Origin of the sequence: Pseudomonas sp. UC 17F4 (assembly GCF_900101695.1) — a bacterium.
Lineage (GTDB): Bacteria > Pseudomonadota > Gammaproteobacteria > Pseudomonadales > Pseudomonadaceae > Aquipseudomonas.
In genome coordinates this window covers 350,967-372,092 of sequence record NZ_FNKV01000001.1, presented here as the reverse complement: position 1 = coordinate 372,092, position 21,126 = coordinate 350,967, and the positions used below count along the sequence as shown (strand labels likewise).

The window sequence follows — 21,126 nt, the reverse complement described above, 5'->3', positions numbered from 1 at the left end:
GTATGGCCGCTGGCGTCCAGTCAGGCCGGTTTGCCGCTGGCCTCGTCGCCGGGCTTCTCGCCATCGCTGGCGTTTGGCAGCACGGTCTTGTCGAGGCTTTCCACCGGGACCATCTTGTATTCCTGGCCCTGCATGTTCTTCAGGTAGATCTCCATCTGCCGGAAGGAGATGTTGATGTGTTGCTTCTTGAACTCTTTGTTGATGTAGCGGTTGATCTCGTCGAGCACCGGGTTGCGGTCGCCCAGGTCGCGCACGTGCATACGCAGCTCGTGGTCCAGGGTGCTTTCGCCGAAGTTCAGGAAGTAGACGATCGGCGCCGGTTCCTTGAGTACCCGCGGGTTGTCGTTGGCGGCCTTGAGCAGCAGGGTGCGCACCAGGTCCAGATCCGAGCCGTAGTCGACGCCGAGCTTGAGGGTTACCCGGGTGATGGTGTCGGTCAGCGACCAGTTGATCAATTGCCCGGTGATGAAGGTCTTGTTCGGGACAATGATGTCCTTGCGGTCGAAGTCGGTGATGGTGGTGGCGCGGATGCGGATCTTGCTCACCGTGCCCGAGAGGTTGCCGATGGTGATGGTGTCGCCGATGCGCACCGGGCGCTCGAACAGGATCATGATCCCGGAGATGAAGTTGGCGAAGATCTCCTGCATGCCGAAGCCCAGGCCCACCGACAGTGCCGCCACCAGCCATTGCAGTTTGTCCCAGCTGACGCCCAGGGCTGACAGGGTGGAAACAAAGCCGACCCCGGCAATCACGTAGGACAGCAACGTGGTGGTGGCGTAGGCACTGCCCTGGGCCAGGTTCAGGCGTGACAGCACCAGTACTTCGAGCAGGCCCGGCAGGTTGCCGGCCAGGGCAATGGTGATGCCGATGATCACCAGTGCACCCAGCAGGTCGCGCAGGCTGATCGGCACCATGCTCATGGATGCGCCGGTGCCGCTGGTGTACTCGTACAGGGTGATGTTGTCGAGGTAGGCAAACACGCTGATCAGGTCCGACCAGACCCAGTAGAGGGCGGCGATGAAGCCGCCGAGCAGGGCCAGGCGAATCAGGCGCAGCGACTGCTGGTTGACCTGTTCGATGTCCAGGGTCGGCTCTTCGACCAGCACTTCGCCATCCAGGCCTTCCTTGGCCGCCTGGCGCTTGCTCAGCGCCCGCTGGTAGGCCAGGCGCCGGGCAGCCACGGCCAGGCCGCGGACGAAGGCGGCTTCGATCACCAGCCAGAACATCAGCAGGTACAAGGTATCGATCAGGCGGTCTGTGAGCTTGAGCGCGGTGTAGTAATAGCCAAAGCACACGGCGATGAACAGCGCCACCGGCAACGCGGTAAAGGCCACGCCCACGGCCTTGCGAAACAGCGAGGTGTTGCGGTGGGTGGGACTGCTCAGCAGCAGGCGGCTGAGCAACCAGGCCATCAGCGCATAGCAGGTCAGCACCACGCCGATGCCGAGCACGTCTTCAGCCAGCGCCGAGGGTTGATGTTCGGCCACCGCCACCACCCCGACCAGGGCCAGGACCACGGTGCCGAGGCGGCGGATCCAGCCACGGAGGAATTCGACCTGGGGCTTTTCCCAGCGAAAGTGCAGCTCGGCCACGCCGCCCGGGGCGAGTATCCGGTAGGCGGTGTAGAACACCAGCCAGGCCTGGGCCACCTGGAACAGCGCCGAGGCGAGGTTGGCGTTCTGCCCGCGGGCGTCGACCTGCAGGGCATAGCCGCACAGGGCCAGGCCCAGGCTCAGGGGCATGGCCAGGAGGATGTTGATCAGGATCGCCTGGGGCGTGTGCCACTGGCTGTCACGCTTGAAGTGGCCGACATCCTGGTGAACCTTGGTCAGGCGCGCATACAGGTATTTGCGCCGCCACAGCAGGGTGCCGATCAGCAACAGCAAGGGCAGGAACAGCAACGGGCGCTGGGCCAGGCCGTCGGTCAGCTCGCGCAGGCCTGAACCCCAAGGCAGGCTGACAACCTGTTTTTGCAGGCGCTCGGGCACGCTGCGCAGCCATTCCAGGTCCAGTGGCTTGTTGCTGGGAATCCAGAACATCTGCTCATCAAGGGTTGCACGCAGGTTTTGTGCGGTGCTGAACAGTTGCTTTTGGTTCAACTGCAAGGTGATCGATTCGTTGAGCAGCGCGCTCAGTTCACGGTTCAGGCGTTCGAGCAGGTCGCTGCGAGTGATCGCCACTTCCAGCAAGGCCTTGCGCAGTTGCGGGGTGACGGTCTCGGGCGGTTGCGCGGTGAGCAGCTTGTCGACATAGCTGCTCGGGCTGCTGATCTGCTCGCGCTGTTGGTTGATCTCGAACTGATACAGGCGGATGTCGGCGATCTGGTCGGCCAGGTCGCGGTCGAGCTTCAGGTGCGGCAGCGCCTGCTTCTGCTTGTAGAGGATCTTCGACAGCAGCAGGCTGCCCTTGAGCACGCTGATCTGCTCGTCGAGGGCCTGGTCGCTCTGGGTCAGGCTGTCCAGCTGCTGCTTGGTCTTGAGGTTCTGCTGGGTCAGGTCGTTGAGGCTGTCGGTGCTGCGCAGCAGGTAGTCGGAGAGCTTGAGGTTGGCGGCGCTTTCGGTGGCCAGCAGGGTGCTGCCGCCAGCTTTCTGCGCTTCGATCGACTGTTCGGTGACGGTTTGCTGGGACTGGGCCAGGCGCTTCTGGTTGATCAGCGTCTGCAGGTCCTGGATCTCCTGTTCCAGGCGCGCGGCGCGCTCGATCAACAGGTCATGCTGACTGTTGCCCAGGTCTTGCAGCAGGCTGTTGCCGGCCAGTTCCTGGCGGCGCAGCAGGGTCAGGGCGTTGAGCGCGGCTAGTTCGGCGTTGAGCTGATTGCGCTGGTCGGCGCTGAGCGGCTTGCCGCCGTCCTTGCCGATCTTCAGGCTGGTGTTGATCTGCTGGGTGCGGGTCTGGTTGGCGCTGATTTCTGCCTGGGCCCGTTCGGGGCGGGTCTGCGCGGTGATGGTCAGGCTGTTGGCCTCGGACAGCGCTTTTTGCAGTTCGCCCTGCTCGGTGGTGCGCTCGGCCAGCAATTGCTCCAGCTGCGGCACGCTGGAGGCAGCGTAGCGCTGGGTGACCGGGATCACCTTGCTGTCCTTGAGCTTGGCCAGCTCGCGCTGGTTTTCGCTGGTCTGGCGCGGCGCGTCGTTGAGCTGGTGCTTGAGCGCGGCGAGCTTCTTCTCGCTGTCCTCTTTGTTGCCGAGGAAGGCCAGGGTCTTTTCGAGCACCTGCTGCAGGGCTTTCTGTTCAGCCTCGGGCAGCTTGCGTTCGGCGATCTTGTCCAGGCTTTTCTGGATCGCTGCCGTGGTCGGCGGTTCCGCCGCCCACACCGGGGAGAAGGACAGGCACAGCCCGATCAGGGCTGCGCTTAAAAACGTGCGCAGGGACATAGGCAGAAAATTCGTACAGGCAGAGGCGAAGAACGGAGTTTAAAGGAACAACCCTGGGCCGGGTCGAGTACCTTCGGGGAATTTGACGCCCACTTTGAGGATCTTGTTCCCTTCCATCACTGCAACCGTCCACAAGGTGCTGTTCCATTCGATCTGGTCGCCGACCACCGGCGCGCCGCCAACCTTCTGCGCGATGAAGCGGCTGAGTGGCGTGTGCGGGTCCTGACCGTCGAGCTGCAAACCGTACAACGCCGCTACAGCCCCCAGTTCTGCGTCCCCTTCGAGCACGAAGTCACCAAAGAAGCGCAGGTCCAGGCCTCGCTGCGGTGCCTGGCTGAACAGCTTGCCGAGGGCCGGCAGGTTGTGTTCGTGGCCGATCACGCAGAGCAGGTCGTCGACTTCCAGGGTGGTACTTCCCGACGGATGGAGCAGTTGCTGGCCGCGAAACAGTGCGGCGATGCGGGTGCCTTCGGGCATTTTCAGCTCGCGCAGGGCGGCGCCGATGCACCATTTTTCGGCGCCCAGGCGATAGACGAACAGCTCCCACTCGCTGGTGATGTGCACTTCCAGGGCCGAGCGGGAGATCGGCGCCGGGTCTGGCGGTACTGTCACTTTCAGCAGCTTGGCCACCCACGGCAGGCTGGTGCCCTGCACCAGCAGCGAGACCAATACGATGAAGAACGCCAGGTTGAAGAACAGCTGCGCATCGGGCAGCCCGGCCATCAGCGGGAACACCGCGAGAATGATCGGTACCGCGCCGCGCAGGCCGACCCAGGAAATAAAGGCTTTTTCGCGGCCATGGAAAGCCTTGAACGGCAGCAGGGCGGCGATTACCGACAGTGGCCGGGCGAAGATGATCATCCACAGCGCCAGGCCCAGTGCCGGCAGGGCGATGGGCAGCAGGTCGTGCGGTGTGACCAGCAGGCCGAGGACCAGGAACATGCCGATCTGCGCGAGCCAGGCCATGCCGTCGAGCATGTGCAAGATGCCATGGCGACTACGGATCGGCCGGTTGCCGAGCACCAGGCCGCACAGGTACACGGCGAGGAAGCCGCTGCCGTGCAGGGCGTTGGTCAGCGAGAACACCACCAGGCCGCCAGCCACTACCAGGATCGGATAGAGGCCGCCGGCGAGGTTGATGCGGTTGACCAGTTGCAGCAGCAGCCAGCCGCCACCCAGGCCCAGCAGGCCGCCGATGCCGAACTCGCGCAGCAGGTGGGTGAGCAGGCTCCAGTGCAGGCCGGTCTGGCCACTGGCGATCATCTCGATCAGGGTCACGGTGAGGAACACCGCCATCGGGTCGTTGCTGCCCGATTCAATCTCCAGGGTTGCCGTCACCCGCTCGTTCAGGCCTTTGCCGCCGAGCAGCGAGAATACCGCTGCGGCGTCGGTGGAGCCGACGATGGCGCCGATCAGCAGGCCCTGGATCAGGCTCAGGTCGAACAGCCAGGCGGCGACCATGCCGGTCAGGCCGGTGGTGATCAGCACGCCGACTGTGGCCAGCGACAGCGCCGGCCACAGGGCCACGCGGAAACTCGCCACCCGCGTGCGCAGGCCGCCGTCGAGGAGGATCACCGCCAGCGCCAGGTTGCCCACCAGGTAGGCGGTCGGGTAATTGTTGAAGATGATGCCGCCACCGTCGACCCCGGCAATCATGCCGACCGCAAGGATGATGACCAGGATCGGGATGCCCAGGCGCGATGACAGTGAGCTGACCAGAATACTTGCACCTACCAGCAATGCGCCGATCAAGAACAGGCTATTGATGGTGGACGCATCCAAAGGCAGTACTCCGGGGAAAAGCAGGAAGGAGGGGCGGTTTGCTTCGAATATCAAGCAGGTCGCGTGCCAAGGATTCTAACCTGAGGGGTTGGCGGGCTGTAAAGGGTTAATCGCGGGGACAAAAAAAGCACTCCTTGGAGTGCCTTATTGTGTTGCTACTTGCGGGCCTCATCGCGGGTCAAGCCCGCTCCCACAGGTAGGAGCGGGCTTGCCCCGCGAAAAAGGCTTAGGCCTGCTTGACCTCACGCATCGCCTTGCCTTTGACCGGCGCGCCGTTGGCGACATAGTACTTGGCGGTGCTGCGTGGCAGCGGCTGGCGGTTGCGGATCTTGTCGGCGATTTTCTCGGCGATCATGATCGTGGTGGCATTGAGGTTGCCAGTGATAATGATCGGCATGATCGAGGCATCGACCACACGCAGGCCCTGCATGCCATGCACGCGGCCCTGGCCGTCGACCACGGCCATGTCGTCGTCGCCCATCTTGCACGAGCAGGACGGGTGGAACGCGGTTTCGGCGTGCTCGCGGATGAACTTGTCCAGTTCTTCGTCAGTCTGCACGTCGGCGCCCGGGCTGATTTCGCGGCCACGGTAGGCGTCCAGTGCAGGCTGGGCCATGATTTCGCGGGTCAGGCGGATGCCGTCACGGAATTCCTGCCAGTCCTGCTCGGTGGCCATGTAGTTGAAGAGGATGCTCGGGTGCTGGCGCGGGTCTTTCGACTTCAGCTGGATACGGCCGCGGCTAGGCGAGCGCATCGACCCCATGTGGGCCTGGAAGCCGTGTTCCTGTACGCCGTTGCTGCCATTGTAGTTGATCGCTACCGGCAGGAAGTGGTACTGGATGTTCGGCCATTCGAACTCTTCGCGCGTACGGATGAAACCGCCCGCTTCGAACTGGTTACTGGCGCCGATACCGGTGCCCTTGAACAGCCACTCGGCACCGATGGCCGGCTGGTTGTACCAGAGCAGCGACGGGTACAGCGATACCGGCTGAGTGCAGGCGTACTGCAGGTACAGCTCAAGGTGGTCCTGCAGGTTTTCGCCCACGCCCGGCAGGTCGTGAACCACAGGCACGTTGAGGCTTTCGAGCAGAGCACGCGGGCCAACGCCGGAGCGCTGCAGCAGTTGCGGCGAAGCGATGGCGCCGGAGCAGACGATCACTTCCTTGCGCGCACGGGCTTCGACGCGCTCTTCGCTGGCGCCGACCAGGTAGCTCACGCCAACAGCGCGCTTGCCGTCGAACAGCACGCGATCGCTCAGGGCGTGGGTGACGATGGTCAGGGTCGAACGCTTTTTGGCAGTGTCCAGGTAGCCGCGGGCGGTGCTGGAGCGACGGCCTTTAGGCGTGACGGTACGGTCCATTGGGCCGAAACCTTCCTGCTGGTAGCCGTTGAGGTCTTCGGTGCGCGGGTAACCGGCTTGTACACCGGCTTCGACCATGGCGTGGAACAGCGGGTTGTTGCCGGCTTTAGGCGTGGTGACGCTGACCGGGCCTTCGCCACCGTGATAATCGTTGGCGCCGATGTCGCGGGTTTCCGCCTTGCGGAAATACGGCAGGCAGTCCAGGTAGCTCCAGTCTTCCAGGCCTGGCAATTTTGCCCAGCCGTCGAAGTCCATGGCGTTGCCGCGGATGTAGCACATGCCGTTGATCAGCGACGAGCCACCCAGGCCCTTGCCGCGACCGCATTCCATCCGGCGGCCGTCCATGTGCGGCTCCGGGTCGGTCTCGTAGGCCCAGTTGTAGCGACGGCCTTGCAGCGGGAACGCCAGCGCGGCTGGCATCTGGGTGCGAAAGTCCATGCGGTAGTCTGGGCCACCGGCCTCGAGCAGCAGGACGGTAACGCCTTCGTCTTCGGTCAGGCGGGTCGCCAGGGTGTTACCGGCAGAGCCGGCACCGACGATGATGTAGTCATATTCCATGGCTTTCTCCGAAAGCAGCTGCAAGCCTCAAGCTACAAGCCGCAAGAAAAAGCGGTCGTGCAAGGCTCGCGATTTAGTGGGCGCTGCAAGTGCCGGTTGGCATAACGCGCACCGGCTTTTACTTGCAGCTTGCAGCTCGAAGCTTGAGGCTTCAGAGCATCTGGCTACGTGTCACCTCAGAAAACCGAGTTGTACGCACCCAGTTCCACCTGCACCGATTTAATACGAGTGTACTGAGCCAGCGAGCTCACGCCGTTTTCGCGGCCAACACCGGATTGCTTGTAACCGCCAACCGGCATTTCGGCTGGCGACTCGCCCCAGGCGTTGATCCAGCAGATACCGGCTTCCAGCTGGTGGATGATGCGGTGGGCGCGGCTGATGTCGTTGGTGCAGACGCCCGCGGCCAGGCCGTATTCGGTGTCGTTGGCACGGCGGATGACTTCTTCTTCGGTCTCGTAGGAGAGGATGCTCATCACTGGGCCGAAGATTTCTTCCTTGACGATGGTCATGTCGTCGCGGCAGTCGGTGAACACGGTCGGTGCCACGAATGCGCCCTTGGCGAATTCGCCTTCGGTCAGACGCTGGCCGCCGCACAGAACGCGTGCGCCTTCTTCCTTGCCCTTGGCGATGTAGCCCAGCACGCTTTCCATGTGGGCGAAGCTGACCAGCGGGCCGAAGTTGGTGTTTTCGTCTTCAGGGTTGCCAACGCGGATGCGCGCAACGCGCTCGGCGATCTTGGCTTCGAAAGCCGCTTTCATCGAGGCCGGGACGAACACGCGGGTGCCGTTGGTGCAGACCTGGCCCGAGCTGTAGAAGTTGGCCATCATGGCGATGTCGGCGGCGCGATCCAGATCGGCGTCGTCGCAGATGATCAGCGGCGACTTGCCGCCCAGTTCCATGGTGACTTCCTTGAGCGTCGAGCTCGAAGCGCTGGCCATGACCTTCTTGCCGGTGGTGGTGCCGCCGGTGAAGGAGATTTTCTCGATGCGCGGGTGCTCGGTCAGCCAGGTGCCGACTTCGCGGCCGCTGCCGGTCAGGACGTTGAACACGCCGTCTGGCAGGCCGGCTTCGGTGTAGATCTCGGCCAGTTTCAGGGTGGTCAGCGAGGTGACTTCGCTCGGCTTGAAGATCATCGCGTTACCGGCTGCCAGGGCTGGTGCGGATTTCCACAGGGCGATCTGGATCGGGTAGTTCCAGGCGCCGATACCGACGGTCACGCCCAGCGGCTCGCGGCGGGTGTAGACGAACGAGCTGTCGCGCAGCGGGATCTGCTCGCCTTCGATGGCCGGTACCAGGCCTGCGTAGTATTCCAGCACGTCGGCGCCGGTGACGATGTCGACGTAGCGGGTTTCGGAGTACGACTTGCCGGTGTCCAGGGTTTCCAGGGCGGCCAGTTCATCGTTGCGCTCGCGCAGGATGTCGACGGCGCGGCGCAGGATGCGCGAACGCTGCATGGCGGTCATCGCTGCCCAGACTTTCTGGCCACGTTCGGCGCTTTCTACCGCGCGCTCGACATCGGCTTCGGTAGCGCGTTGCACCTGGGCGAGGACTTCGCCGTTGGCCGGGTTGATGGCGTCGAAGGTAGCGTCGCTGGAAGCGTCGACATAACCACCATCAATGTAGAGTTTTTGCAGTTCGAAACGGGCCATAGTGTCCTCGCAAGTGCATATGTGTGTTTGGCTATCCGTGCAGCGCTCCTGCTTGTTTGGCAATCGCGACGCGCGGTGGTTCAGAGGCCTGGTTTTGCGTGTCCGGGCTCGTCTGTTTCGCCAGTTGTAAATCCATGTATTCGTAAGCGATTTGTTTCGCCTGGTCGGTGTCGAAAGCGTCTCCGGACAGCGCACCGCGCAGCCACAGACCGTCGATCAAGGCTGCCAGCCCGCGGGCCGCGCTGCGTGCTTCTGGCAACGGCAGGGCGCGGCGGAACTGGCAGCACAGGTTGGAATACAAGCGGTGATCGTTGATCCGCTGCAACCTGTGCAAAGACGGCTGGTGCATGCTGGAGGCCCAGAAGGCCAACCAGGTTTTCATTGCCGGGCCGTTGACCTGGCTGGCGTCGAAGTTGCCTTCGATGATCACCTGCAGGTGGGCGCGCGGGCTGTTGTCCTTGAGCGCCTGCCGGTTGGCGACGACGTTCTCGTTCAGCACGCTCATCAAGTACCGCATGGTCGCTGCGATCAGGCCGTTCTTGTCCTGAAAGTAGTGACTGATGATGCCATTCGACACACCGGCCAAACGGGCGATCAGCGCAATGCTGGCGTCACCCATGCCGACCTGGTCGATGGCCAGCAACGTGGCTTCGATCAACTGCTGACGGCGGATGGGTTGCATACCGACCTTGGGCATCTTGCAAATCTCCTCAAGCCTGCGAGCAGTCGACGAGCGGCTGCCTCGGCGAAGGCCAGTCTATTTTGTTTTGATTGAACGTTCAATCAACAAAGAATAAGCTCTGCGACAATCTGTGCAATTGACAGGTTTTTCCTACCTGCGGTTTGCACAAATTGGCACCCCAAAAAGACGTGGAACCCCCGGAATACAAGGTGTTGACGGGTGTAAACGGCGCGTTGAACAGATCTGCCGAGCGGTATAGCACCGCGCGGCCAACCCTCGGGACGGGGTTTTCGGCCTGTTTTTTTCAACGCAATCGATTCGGGATCACGGTTTTTTCAAGGTGCTTTTATAACACCTGCAGCTGTGGGGCTATTGCACCATTTGCTCGGGTAACGATTGTTTCGTGTTTCTCTCGCACTGCCCGGAGCATATGTGCAATGAGTTCTGCCTCCCTAATCAAGACCCCTGCCGAGAGGGTCCGGGTCAACAGCGTGGTGTTCTTCACCTCGACGTTGCTGATCCTGTTGTTGACTGCCTTGCTGATCGCAGTTCCCGAAACCGCCGGCCGCGTGCTGAACGAGGCTCAGGCCTGGTTGTCGCGTAGCTTCGGCTGGTACTACATGCTGGTGATTGGCGGCTACCTGCTGTTCGTCATCGTTCTGGCCTTCTCCAACTTCGGCAAGCTCAAGCTTGGCGGCAAGGATGACAAGCCGGACTTCAGCTACGGTGCCTGGGCCGGGATGCTGTTCTCCTCCGGTATCGGTATCTCGCTGCTGTACTTCGGTGCGTCCGAGCCGCTGGATCACTACTTCAACCCGCCTGAAGGCGCACCGGCCAGCCTGCAGTCGGCCCGTGAAGGCCTGCAGCTGACCTTCCTGCACTGGGGCCTGCATGGCTGGGCGATCTATGCCCTGGTCGGCCTGTCCGTTGCCTACTTCGCTTACCGCCACAACCAGCCGCTGGCCCTGCGCTCGGCGCTGTACCCGCTGGTCGGCGAGCGTTGGGTCAAGGGCGCCGCAGGCCACACTGTCGATATCTTCGGCATGTTCGTGACCCTGCTGGGCCTGGTGACCAACCTGGGCATTGGCTCGATGCAGGTATCCTCGGGCCTGGAATATTTGTTCGGCATGCAGCACAGCGACACCAACCTGCTGATCGTGATCCTGGTGATGAGCACCGTGGCGACCATCGCCGCCGTGTCGGGTGTGGAGAACGGCATCCGCCGCCTGTCCAACCTCAACATCATCCTGTTCAGCGGCCTGCTGCTGTTCGTGCTGCTCAACGGCCCGACCCTGCACCTGCTCAACAGCTTCGTGCAGAACATCGGCGACTACCTCAACGGCGTGGTGCTCAAGACCTTCGACCTGTACGTCTATGAAGGCGACAGTGACAAGTCCGAGCGCTGGCTGGGCCTGTGGACCGTGTTCTATTGGGCCTGGTGGATTTCCTGGGGCCCGTTCGTCGGTATGTTCATTGCCCGCATTTCGCGCGGTCGTACCGTGCGCGAGCTGGTCGCCGGCGTACTGCTGATCCCGCTGGGCTTCACCCTGGCCTGGCTGTCGATCTTCGGCAACTCGGCGCTGGACCTGGTCATGAACCAGGGCGCGGTGGAGCTTGGGCGAACAGCGCTGGAACAGCCGGCGATGTCGATCTACCAGTTGCTCGAGCACTATCCGTTCGCCAAGATCGTGGTCGGTGTCGCGATTTTCGTTGGCTTCGTACTGTTCCTGACCCCGGCCGACTCCGGCGCGGTGATGATGGCCAACCTTTCCTGCAAAGGCGGCCATGTCGACGAAGATGCACCGAACTGGCTGCGTATCCTCTGGTCGGCGATCATTACCGTGGTCACCATCGGTTTGCTTCTGGCCGGTAACTTCCAGGCCATGCAGACCATGGTGGTACTGGCGGGGCTGCCGTTCTCGGTGGTGCTGGTGCTGTTCATGTTCGGCCTGTACAAGGCCATGAAGCAGGACAGCCAGGTCGAGCAGGAGCAGGCCGAACTGGCTGCCCGTGGTCGTCGCGGTTTCAGCGAGCGCCTGAGCCAGCTGGACCTGCAGCCAACCCAGGCCATCGTTCAGCGCTTCATGGACAAGCGCGTCAGCCCGGCGCTCAAGGAAGCGGCTGCGCAGTTGCAGACCCTGGGCTTCCAGGTGCAGACCCGGGTCGGCCAGTCGCGCTCGGCCATGGGCCTGCGCATCGACATGGAAGAAGGCAATCCGTTCGTTTATGAAGTGAGCCTGGACGGTTACCTGGCCGCGCCGAGCGAGGCACCGGTGGAAGGCGAGACGGAAGTGCGCCAGCGCTTCTACCGCGCCGAGGTGTACCTGCACAATGGCAGCCAGGAGTACGACCTGATGGGCTTCACCCCGGAGCAGATCACCCGTGATGTGCTCGATCAGTTCGAAAGCCACCGCCAGTTGCTGGGGCGTGTCTATAGCTGACAACGGCTGATGCACCGCAAGGGCTCTGTTCGCAGGAACAGGGCCCTTTTTGTTGTGATACCGGTGCAGACTGGACAGGCGCAGCAGGCCCCGGCACTCTTGGCGTTGCCAAGGAGCCCGGTGCCATCATGTTCAAGCGTCTTGTCCTGTTGTTGTGCAGTTGCCTGTCGTTCAGCCACCTCGCCCGCGCCAGCGAGCCTGTGGTGCTGCTCACCGAAAACTTCCCGCCCTATAACATGGCCATCAACGGCAAGAGCTTCGCCCGTGACGATGGCATCAACGGCATTGCCGCGGACCTGGTGCGCGAGATGTTCAAGCGCGCCGGGGTGCCCTACAGCATGACCTTGCGTTTCCCCTGGCAGCGCATCTACGAGCAGGCCCTGCAAACGCCCGGCTACGGCGTATTCGTCATGGCCCGCCAGCCGGAGCGGGAAAAGCTGTTCAAGTGGGTCGGGCCGTTGGGGCCGGATGACTGGATTTTGCTGGCCCCCGAAGGCAGTCCGATTGCCGTCAGCAACCTCCAGGAGGCCAAGCGTTACCGCATCGGGGCCTACAAGGGTGATGCGATCGCCGAGTACCTGGCCGCGCAAGGCCTTAACCCGGTACTGGTGCTGCGCGACCGTGACAACGCGAAAAAACTGCTGAACGGCGAAATCGACCTGTGGGCCAGTGGCGATCCGGCTGGTCGCTACCTGGCGCGTCAGGTAGGTGTGAGCAAGCTCAAGACGGTGCTGCGTTTTCACGGTGCCGAGCTGTACCTGGCGCTCAACCGCGAAGTGCCGGACGAGGTGGTGAACAAACTGCAGCAGGCCCTTGAGCAGATGCGCCGCGACGGCTTTGTCGAGCAGGTGTTCGCTCGTTACCTGTAAAAGTCCTGAGCAATAGTTAACGCAGGCAATGCGATAGGTGTCGTTATCGTCACGGGTCCCTTACCCAGAGACAACGACAATGACCATCGCCTTGGACTCCTTTGAGCAAACTGTCGGTCTGGCGTTTGCTTCCCGGCCAACGCTGCGCGCTGTAGTGCATCAGCAATTGGTGCAGCGGCTGGCCAAGCAATACCCCGAAATCGACAAAAGCTACCCGCAACTGCGCGAGTCAAGAGAGATTTATCTCTGTACGCGAGAGCCTGAAGATCTCGACACATTGACGACAATGTCACTGGCCGAAGTCTTTCTCGAAAAGCTCATCTCGCAATCAACCTTCAATTTCACCGGGGTTGAGCTGACCAATTGTTTCCTGAGCTTTACCCCTACGCCCCGACCCATTTATGACCGCGACCTGGCCGGTGGTCTGGACAGACTTCCTGATCTGACCCTGGTCACTGACGCGCTCAATGAGCTGCTGGCCAATGTCGAGCCGTTTCTTCATCGCGCCCAGGTCGACTTCTGGCAGGCGCGAAGCCGTTCGGGGGGTACGCCTCTGCAGGAGGTGAGTCACATGCTCAAGGCCGCCCTGGCCAGCGGGGTTGAAGCACAAGGCCTGGATGATGAGCAGCGCAACTGCATTTATGCGCTGTTGGCGGCGAGTAATAGCACCAAGTGGCACAACCCCAGCGGGGTGCCTGAAGTTTTTGTGCTTGATGTCACGGTGGCTAGTGGCGAGGCCCGTTACCAGCAGTTGCTGCCGGACCTGTTGGTGACACTGACATTGGCCGATCGCAACATCGTTCTGTTGTGCAAGCCCAGTGGGCGTATCGATGCCTTTGATTCGCTGGACAGCATGGCCCAAAGCCTGAGTGATGGGCTGGCCCTTGAGTATCAGCTTGATTCATTCGCTTGGGATCGATACCCCATCACAACCGACATGTTCGCGATGCAGGGGGCAGTGCTCCTGAACTTGCTGCTTGAAGGTCTGGAGCCTGTGAACGGGCGGCATTTCAGCACCGTAGTCGAGCTGGAGCAGGGGTACGCTGCCTTGACCGATCCAGCGTCTTTCTTCAGCGCACTTCCTTACCGGCTGTTGCAGTTACGGCAGGGCGAATCCGAACTGCCGCAATGGTTGCGTCAAGCTTCCCTGGCTGATCGACTGGAGTACCGTGCGCGGGTGCTGGATCTGCTGGTCGCGCAAGCCAGCTCCAACGGCAAATCCTCCCTTGATGGCATCCTTGATCTACGCGCCTTCACGCGCAAGTCCCTGCTGGAACTGATGCGCGCTGACCATCCGAGCGAGGCTAACTATGACGCTGACGACCTGGTGCTGGAGTTCTGGTTGGCGCGGGGGGTTGCGGGTACATCGTCAGGGAGCGTTGAGGTCAAGCGGTTGTCCCTGACTGAATTTGCCATTGGCAACCTGGGCTCGGCCAAGGGCGCCAGGTTGGAAAAAATCACGCACAAAACCGACCAGCAGCTGTGGTCCTGGTTGACTACCGATTACCTGAAAGCGCTGGTGCAGCGTGCAGATATCGGTCGCACCTACCCCCAGTACCTGAGCAAAAGGCTTCAGGATACGGACCAGAACGTCGAGCGGATAAGCCTGTTTGCCATGGAGCAGGCAAGCCAGTTGCCGCTCCTTGCGCTCAAGGCCAAGATCGATGGAGCGCTGTCTGAAACCGGTTACCAGCGTGTTGTCGCGTTCTTTCGAGCGGACAGCGGTGAGGGTCAAAGCCTGTTGGCGCCTTTGGCGTTCAAGCGTGAGGAGGCTTCCAGCGAAACCGATCGGGTGACCAACACCTTTGTGTTTATCTCGGCGCATGCTGCGGGAAAGGTCGTGCTCTACCGGCCAATGAGCGCTGAAAAGCCTTTCCAGGAGTTTGCCAACCAGCAGGCGTTGCTTGAACAGATCCTGGCAGACGAGGGGCTGCAGCAAGGCATTTTGGCCTGGATGAGCAGCGACGCTCAGCGGGTATATGCCAATGGCGGTTTCCAGGAGCCGCATCTGCTTCGGCCTGTTCTCGATACTCAACTGGAGCTGGAGCCCGTTCAGCCGGCACAGCTGGAGTTGCAGGGCTGGCAACCGGGGGCGGACACCAACTTGTACATGGCCAATACGCAGATGCTGGTGGAGCTGGCCGAGCGCGAGACGATCTCCAATGCCGAAGACCGCTGGGCGATGCTGCTCGAGGGTGCAGGCTTGTTGTTCAACCTGCTGTTCAGCGTGGCGACGCCGTTTTTACGGGGTCCAGTGGCTGTGCTTGCCTGGCTCGTTCAGGGCGCGCTGATGGTGCATGCTGATGCAGGTGCATTGAAAAATGGCAATGAGTTCGAAAAATCAACGGCAGTGGTCGATCTGCTGCTCAACCTGGTCATGGTGTTGTTTCACGCCAGCCTGCCGAAGGTCGAGCCGCCAGTTGCCGCAGACAAGCGTGAGATCGCGGTCTTTGGTCCGGGTCGCCGGGTCATTCCCTCCCTCCCCCGGGTCAATGCTGTCCAGGGCAAAACCTTTCCGCGCGCTGCTCTGCGGGGGAAAGCGGACCTGGAACTGGACTTTTCCTGGTATGGGCCACGGGGGCTCAAGCTGAGCCCGACGGATTATCCTCGACCGCTCTCCAGTTACCGCTCAGCGACTTCACTGGAGAATCATTCGCCGTTGAGCCAAGGGCCGTACCGAGGGCTTTACCTGCTTGGGGAACGATACTACGCGTCGATTGAAGGTCATGTTTATGCCGTCAGGGCGGACGCCCAAGGGGAGCAGGTGGTCGACGAGCAAGGCCAGACTGGCCCCTGGCTGACCCTGGACAACAATTCGTGGCAGTTTGATCTGAAGCTGCGGCTCAGAGGAGGGGGCCCCAAGCGGCGAGTGGCTGGGCAACAGGACGCCAACCAGGAAGCGGTCAGCAAGCTGCAGTCCGAGATCGGTGAACTGGACCTGAAAAACAATGCACTGGTCGCCAAGATAACACCGCAGTGGGCATCGATGGCGGAGCATTCGAGTGAGTTGCAGAGGTTGCTGAACCTGCGCGATAGCTTGCAGGCGCGTACTGATCAAAGTGATATCACTGAAGGTCTCAGCGCATTGCTCGACAGTACAGGTATGAAGATTGCTGATAAGAAGGGCATGCTGGACACGACACGCAGGGCGCTGATCGACACATTGGAACAGTCAATCAATATCGACCTGAAGGTGGAGGTCAGCATGAAAGAGCTGCTCACGCCGAAGTACGCCAAATTCATGCCTGAAGTCACGGCAAGGCCGATGAAACAGCGACGGGGCATGGTGCGCAAGCAGCTCCTCAGGAACTATGTGTTGGTCCATGATGAACTGATATTGCTGGCCAGGTTCGATGAGTTAGCTGCGCTTCGCAAACAAATAGTAACCTTGCCGGCAACCCCGGAACAGGCGGCGGTGTACAACACCTACCGAGCAAGGCATATGGCTGTGGTGCCATTGCAGCTGCGTATACAGGAGATAATGGAAAAACTGGACGTGCTGCTGATTGATACATTGAACGACGGCACTATTGCCTATGACGGCAAGCAGGAGCAGGTCCACAGTATTGTTGGTCAGCGCTCAGTGACAACATTGCAACTGAGAACAGACCTGATCAGGGACCTTGCCGAGCTCTCGCTGGAACGACTGTCTGGCGCCGATGAGCAGACACTTGTTTCCACCAACGATTACCTGATTGGCAAGTCCGTCAGCGGTGCAGGCAGTACCCTGGATGAATTGATCAGCGGCAACTTTACCTCAGAAGAAACCATCAGCGGTCTGCAAAGCGTGCAGAGTGAGTATGCCAATGCCTTGACCATGGTCGACTATCTTGAGCGCTTTGGTGGTGTGGCGGTAAACAAGCAGGCACTCAATTATTACAAGGAGCAGGTGCGGCTGGTTAAAGCGACGGCGGAGCTTGAGCTGGAGGCGGCCGTTCGCGAGCAGCAATGGAAGACCCCGCTACCGTTCAAGCGCTTGCCGTACAAGCCACGGACCGGCATGCGTCGAGTGGTTCATTTGCGAGGAGGCAAAACACTGGTCGGCGAAGAGACGCAACTGCTCGGCGAGCCAGTGGTCGAGCAGCGTGACCCCGTGAGCAAAAAGGTGCTTGGCACCTACCACCAGCAGGGTGACGTCTGGGTCGAAGTGATGCCGGCCACGCTCCCGGTTGAGTCCGCGCCCGTGACCGCCAGTGAGCGGGCGCAGGCACGTACTCAGGCTCCGCGCCTGAACACCGAGGTTGCCGGTGTAATCGCCCTGGCAAAGCGCTACATCGCCTCGAACGAACCACACAGCTTGTCTTTTGTCATCGAACGTCATGTCGAGAAACTTCAGCGCGTAGCCAAAATGCTTGAAGGCACAGACGCCGCAGCCAATGACAGTGCATTGCGAGCAACTGTGGAGCAGAGCATCAGCCACTTGAATGAGCGCAAGCGCACTCTGCTGAAGACGCTGCATCTGGCCAGCAGTCGACCGACGGGTGAAAGTCTTGCCTACCTTCACGCTGAAGGGCAGATCACCATCGCCAGGACCGTTGAGCGCAAGAGGCTGGCAGCTGACGATTACCTGGATGTCTATGAGGTGCGCAAGGCGCAAGGGCCTGTGCGGGACAGCGGTTTATGGGAAGTGCATCTGCACTACAGCTCCCAGGCCGCCAACCGGCGTCAGTTCAGCAAAGGCCATCTGAAACTCTGGGCCGAGCGCACGTGGGGACGCGAGACGCAGTTGCAGGCGGCGAAGACTAACCAGCAGTTCCTGGAGATCTATCGGGCAGACCTGAAGGCCAGTCAGCTCGAACGAATCCTTCCCTGGGATTGACGAAGGCTCACCGGGCCGCACGAGCAGGGCTGTAAAGGCCCTGCTTGCCGTGAGCCGGCATCGCCCGGTTGCCGCGCTCGGCGATCATCTGCGCTATTTCGATCCATTCGATGCCCTGGGCCTTGAGCTTGGGCAGTTCGCGCTCGAGCACTTCCAGGGTCTGTGGATAAGGATGGCCGATCAGCACTGCTGTGCCCTGCTTGCGCGCCAGGGCGATGCCCTGTTGCAGCTGGCCGGCAATGGCGTCGGTGGTACGCACGTCATCGAGAAAGACATCCCGCGAGACGCTGGCCAGGCTGATGTCCTGCGCGGATTTGGCGGCTACCGTGGCGGCGCTGGTGCGGCTGTCGACGAAGAACAGGCCGCGGCGCTGCAATTCTCCCATCAACCAGGCCATAGCCGCAGGCTCGGCGGTCATGCGGCTGCCCATGTGGTTGTTGATGCCGACGGCATAGGGGACTTTGTCGAGCGCCGCGTTCAGCCGTCGTTCCAGCTCCGGCAGCGGCGTGCCGGGGTGCCAGGCGTAGGGGCCGGTCGCCGGGTCCATGGGCATGTGCAGGATCACCGTCTTGCCGGCGCGATGGGCCTGGCGGGCGAAGTCGGTGGCATGCGGGGTATCGGGCATGATCGCCAGGGTCACCGGCCCGGGCAGGGCCAGGGTGCGTGAGTCGCGCGCAGGGTTCTGCCCCAGGTCGTCGATGATCAGTGTCAGGTAGGCCTTGCCCCCATGAGCGGGCGCCGCCAGGGCGACGCCGCTCATCAGGTACAACAGGGCCAACAGCAGGTAACGCATCGACTGGCCTTATTTACCCTGGGTGATGCTCAGGCCCTTGAGCAGGCTCAGGGCCTGGCTCAGCTGGTAATCATCGTCCTGTGGGCGTGGCTTGGCACTGCCGGCCTTGCCCGACGGACGGTCAGCGCCGCCGTTGCCGTTGCCCAGGTGACCTTGCAGGTCGGCTTCCTTGAAGTTCTCGCTGTCCTGCTCGGCAGTGATCTTGGCGCGGCGCACCTCGATGTCCGGGACGATGCCCTGGGCCTGGATCGAGCGGCCGTTGGGGGTGAAGTACAGCGCAGTAGTGATCTTCAGTGCGCGGTCGTTGTTCAGCGGCAGTACGGTTTGCACCGAGCCCTTGCCGAAACTGTCGGTGCCCATCAGCACGCCGCGTTTCTGGTCTTGCAGGGCGCCGGCGACAATTTCCGAGGCCGAGGCGCTGCCGCCGTTGATCAGCACCACCAATGGCACGCCTTCGCTGGCATCGGCCGGGTCGGCGGAGAAGCGCAGCTCGGAGTTGGCGATGCGGCCCTTGGTGTAGACGATCAGGCCCTTGGTGAGGAAGTGGTCGGCCACTTCCACGGCCGATTGCAGTACGCCGCCTGGGTTGTTGCGCAGGTCCAGGACCAGGCCGCGCAGCTTCTTGCCGTTGTCCTTGCGCAGCTTGGCCAGGGCCTTGCCGACTTCTTCTCCGGTCTTGACCTGGAACTGGGTGATGCGGATGTAGCCGTAGCCGTCTTCGAGCATCTGGCTCTTGACGCTCTTGACCTGGATGACCGCACGGGCAAGGGTGACATCGAACGGGTTGCCGCCGTCGCGCACCAAAGTCAGGGTAATTTTCTCGCCGACCTTGCCGCGCATCTTGTCGACCGCTTCGGTCATGGTCTGGCCACGGGTCGGCTGGCCGTTGATCTTGACGATCAGGTCGCCAGCTTCGATGCCGGCGCGCGAGGCCGGGGTCTCGTCGATCGGCGAGACCACCTTGATGAAGCCGTCTTCCATGCCCACTTCGATGCCCAGGCCGCCGAACTCGCCGCTGGTGCTCTCCTGCAGTTCGAGGAAGTCTTCCGGGCCGAGGTAGGCCGAGTGCGGATCAAGGTTGCTGAGCATGCCCTTGATGGCGTTTTCCAGCAGGGTCTTGTCGTCTACCGGTTCGACATAAGCAGCCTTGATGCGGTCCATGACCTCGGCGAAGGTGCGCAGCTCTTCCAGCGGCAGCGGTGCCTTGGCCGAGGGTGCCGAGACCGTCGTCGCTGGAATCGCGGCGGGCTTGGCCGGCTCGGCCGCGCGGGCCAGGGGCGCGCCGAGGACCATGGCGATGGTCAGGGCCAGCGAGGTGAGGCGAGGCGATTGCAGCATGTCGAACGAACTCCTGATCCTGGTAGCGCTCCGTAGAGCATCGGCGCAGCCCGAAGTTGCGCTACGCCGTCAAATAAGGGGTGTTGCCTATCCCTGGGCACGGCACCATTGTGCGGGGTCACTGGGGCGGCCCTGCTGGCGGATGGCGAAATACAGCCCCGAGCTGTCCTGGCCACCGCTGTTGCCGACGGTGGAGATGGCCTCACCGGCCTTGACCACATCGCCGGCGCTCTTGAGCAGGCTCTGGTTATGGCCGTACAGGCTCAGGTAACCATTACCATGGTCGAGAATGACCAGAAGTCCAGCGCCGCGCAACCAGTCGGCAAACACTACCCGGCCGCCATGCACGGCGCGCACCTGGCTGCCTTGGGAGGCGCTGATCATTACCCCGTCCCACTTGGCCCGTGAGTCATCGCCGCGGGTTTCGCCAAAGCGTGCCAGCAATCGACCATTGACGGGCCATGGAAGTTTTCCCCGTGCAGCAGAAAAAGCCCCGCCGAAGGTTTCGCCGCTGCTGGACACCAGCGGGCCGGGAAGCGCCTTGGGCTTTTTCGGCGCGTCGCTGCTGTTGGCGGCGAGGGCTTCGCGCTGGCGTTGTTTTTCCGCTTCCTGGGCGGCGAGCAGGGCTTTTTGCCGTGCTTCTTCGGCCTCGCGGGCTTGACGGGCGAGGGTTTCCTCGATGGTCTTGAGCACCTTGCTCAGGTCGGCCTGGTCCTGCTCACGGGCCTGCAGCTTCTGGTCGCGGGCCTTGACGTCGTTGTTGAGCTTGGCCAGCACCTCTTTACGCTCGGTGCGGACTTTTTCCAGCTCTTGGCGCTGGCTGTCGAGGGTGCCTTGCTGGGCCAGCAACTGGGCCTGCTGCAGGTTGATGTCTTTTTCGACGTTGGCCAATTGGCGCAAGGTCTCGTTGAAATTACGCAGCTGGGTCAGGCGCGCCTGGCTCAGGTAATCGTAATAAGTCAGGGTGCGGGCGAATTTTTCCGGATTCTGCTGGTTGAGCAGCAGCTTCAGGTACTCCTCGCGGCCATTCTGATAGGCCGAACGGGCCTGGATGGCGATCAGTCGTTGCTGTTCAATGCGGGCGCTCTGGAGTTTTTTTTTCTCGGTATCAAGGCGCTCCAGTTCGCCTTCGGTCTTTTTTAGTTCGAGTTGCAGGGCCTCCACCTGCTTTTCCAGCTTGCCGATGTCGGTTTCGGTTGAGCGCAGGTCTTTCTGCACGCCGGATTTTTCTTCCTGCAGCTTGCCAAGCATCTTTTTCAGCTCGGCAATGTCCTGGCGCGTAGCGTCCAGTTGCTGCTGGGTTTGCGCGCGCTCATCGGCAAAAGCCGGACTGAGCAGGCAAGACAGGGCGAGTACGATCAGGGCGCGAAACATGGGGTGGGCGGCACCAGGCATAGAGACTGGCCTAGTATGCCCGCCATAGGCGGCAAAAAAAACGGCTTTAACTACAAGCGGCAAGCCACA

At 61.8% G+C, this 21,126-nt stretch carries 11 protein-coding genes; 3 read left to right on the top strand and 8 right to left on the bottom strand.

What is annotated here, in order from left to right:
- Positions 1-20 precede the first annotated feature (20 nt).
- The 5 genes from mscK to betI form a co-directional block, all read right to left on the bottom strand.
- Positions 21-3,371 (bottom strand): mechanosensitive channel MscK, encoded by a 3,351-nt coding sequence (mscK, locus tag BLR26_RS01625; RefSeq protein WP_093377080.1) that lies wholly within the window; start codon positions 3,369-3,371, stop codon positions 21-23.
- 39 nt (positions 3,372-3,410) lie between these two features.
- The gene (locus tag BLR26_RS01620; RefSeq protein WP_045193919.1) at positions 3,411-5,153 is read right to left on the bottom strand and encodes a potassium/proton antiporter; all 1,743 of its coding nucleotides are present in this window, start codon (positions 5,151-5,153) and stop codon (positions 3,411-3,413) included.
- A 226-nt stretch (positions 5,154-5,379) separates the two neighbouring features.
- Positions 5,380-7,071, bottom strand: coding sequence for a choline dehydrogenase (gene betA / locus BLR26_RS01615; RefSeq protein WP_093377077.1), 1,692 nt, complete (start codon positions 7,069-7,071; stop codon positions 5,380-5,382).
- 176 nt (positions 7,072-7,247) lie between these two features.
- A complete protein-coding gene (betB, locus tag BLR26_RS01610) occupies positions 7,248-8,720 on the bottom strand; it encodes a betaine-aldehyde dehydrogenase (protein WP_045193917.1) in 1,473 nt (490 codons plus the stop codon).
- A 31-nt stretch (positions 8,721-8,751) separates the two neighbouring features.
- Positions 8,752-9,417 carry a transcriptional regulator BetI gene (gene betI, locus BLR26_RS01605; RefSeq protein ID WP_093377074.1) on the bottom strand — a complete coding sequence of 222 codons (666 nt, stop codon included), beginning with the start codon at positions 9,415-9,417 and terminating at the stop codon, positions 8,752-8,754.
- 422 nt (positions 9,418-9,839) lie between these two features.
- Between betI and betT the strand changes: the two genes are divergently transcribed.
- The 3 genes from betT to BLR26_RS01590 all read left to right on the top strand — a co-directional run bounded on the left by betT (position 9,840) and on the right by BLR26_RS01590 (position 17,531).
- Entirely contained in the window at positions 9,840-11,843 is a 2,004-nt protein-coding gene (gene betT / locus BLR26_RS01600; RefSeq protein WP_045193915.1) for a choline BCCT transporter BetT, read from the top strand.
- A 128-nt stretch (positions 11,844-11,971) separates the two neighbouring features.
- Positions 11,972-12,712, top strand: coding sequence for a substrate-binding periplasmic protein (locus BLR26_RS01595; RefSeq protein ID WP_093377071.1), 741 nt, complete (start codon positions 11,972-11,974; stop codon positions 12,710-12,712).
- Between the two features lie 79 nt (positions 12,713-12,791).
- Entirely contained in the window at positions 12,792-17,531 is a 4,740-nt protein-coding gene (locus BLR26_RS01590) for a dermonecrotic toxin domain-containing protein (protein WP_093377068.1), read from the top strand.
- Between the two features lie 7 nt (positions 17,532-17,538).
- On the opposite strand, the gene BLR26_RS01585 is transcribed toward BLR26_RS01590, so the two are convergent.
- From BLR26_RS01585 to BLR26_RS01575, 3 genes are all read right to left on the bottom strand, one after another.
- On the bottom strand, positions 17,539-18,324 hold the full coding sequence (locus tag BLR26_RS01585) for a divergent polysaccharide deacetylase family protein (protein WP_093377065.1): 786 nt from the start codon (positions 18,322-18,324) through the stop codon (positions 17,539-17,541).
- Between the two features lie 9 nt (positions 18,325-18,333).
- Entirely contained in the window at positions 18,334-19,662 is a 1,329-nt protein-coding gene (locus BLR26_RS01580; protein ID WP_045193911.1) for a S41 family peptidase, read from the bottom strand.
- An 87-nt stretch (positions 19,663-19,749) separates the two neighbouring features.
- On the bottom strand, positions 19,750-21,036 hold the full coding sequence (locus tag BLR26_RS01575) for a murein hydrolase activator EnvC family protein (RefSeq protein WP_213602693.1): 1,287 nt from the start codon (positions 21,034-21,036) through the stop codon (positions 19,750-19,752).
- Between the last annotated feature and the right edge of the window lie 90 nt (positions 21,037-21,126).

Excerpts from the sequence above, each read along its gene's own strand:
- betI (WP_093377074.1), bottom strand. The coding sequence starts at position 9,417 with ATGCCCAAGGTCGGTATGCAACCCATCCGCCGTCAGCAGTTGATCGAA.
- BLR26_RS01580 (WP_045193911.1), bottom strand. The coding sequence starts at position 19,662 with ATGCTGCAATCGCCTCGCCTCACCTCGCTGGCCCTGACCATCGCCATG.
- BLR26_RS01585 (WP_093377065.1), bottom strand. The coding sequence starts at position 18,324 with ATGCGTTACCTGCTGTTGGCCCTGTTGTACCTGATGAGCGGCGTCGCC.
- BLR26_RS01595 (WP_093377071.1), top strand. The coding sequence starts at position 11,972 with ATGTTCAAGCGTCTTGTCCTGTTGTTGTGCAGTTGCCTGTCGTTCAGC.
- BLR26_RS01575 (WP_213602693.1), bottom strand. The coding sequence starts at position 21,036 with ATGTTTCGCGCCCTGATCGTACTCGCCCTGTCTTGCCTGCTCAGTCCG.
- betT (WP_045193915.1), top strand. The coding sequence starts at position 9,840 with ATGAGTTCTGCCTCCCTAATCAAGACCCCTGCCGAGAGGGTCCGGGTC.
- mscK (WP_093377080.1), bottom strand. The coding sequence starts at position 3,371 with ATGTCCCTGCGCACGTTTTTAAGCGCAGCCCTGATCGGGCTGTGCCTG.
- betA (WP_093377077.1), bottom strand. The coding sequence starts at position 7,071 with ATGGAATATGACTACATCATCGTCGGTGCCGGCTCTGCCGGTAACACC.
- betB (WP_045193917.1), bottom strand. The coding sequence starts at position 8,720 with ATGGCCCGTTTCGAACTGCAAAAACTCTACATTGATGGTGGTTATGTC.
- BLR26_RS01590 (WP_093377068.1), top strand. The coding sequence starts at position 12,792 with ATGACCATCGCCTTGGACTCCTTTGAGCAAACTGTCGGTCTGGCGTTT.